Raw genomic sequence first — 448 nt, 5'->3', positions numbered from 1 at the left:
GTTCCGCTTCATGAGCCGGGCCAAGCACATCGGCAAGATCGTGCTGACGATGCCGCCGCGCTGGAACCCCGAGGGCACCGTCCTCATCACCGGCGGCACGGGAGGCCTGGGCCGGGAACTGGCCCGCCACCTGGTGACCGCGCGGGGCGCGCGCCGCCTCCTCCTGGTGTCCCGCCGGGGCATCGACGCCGAGGGCGCCGTCGAGCTGCGGGACGAACTCACCGCCGCCGGAGCGGTCGTCGACATCACCGCCTGCGACATGGCCGACCGCGAGGCGGCCGAGACACTGCTCGCCGGGATCGACACGGCGCACCCGCTGACCGCCGTCGTCCACGCGGCCGGCGTCCTCGACGACGGTGTGGTGACGTCGCTGTCGGCGGAGCGGATCTCGGACGTGCTGCGGCCCAAGGTCGACGCCGCCTGGCACCTCCATGAGCTGACCCGGGAC

At 73.9% G+C, this 448-nt stretch carries 1 protein-coding gene; it reads left to right on the top strand.

The window, feature by feature from the left end; translation table 11 throughout:
• A partial coding sequence (locus tag ADK41_RS02460) for an SDR family NAD(P)-dependent oxidoreductase (RefSeq protein ID WP_159043936.1) occupies positions 1–448 on the top strand: 448 nt, incomplete at both ends.

Source organism: Streptomyces caelestis (genome assembly GCF_001279005.1).
GTDB lineage: Bacteria > Actinomycetota > Actinomycetes > Streptomycetales > Streptomycetaceae > Streptomyces > Streptomyces heliomycini.
The sequence above is the reverse complement of the archived record's forward strand: the minus strand, read 5'-3'. Positions and strand labels throughout refer to the sequence as shown.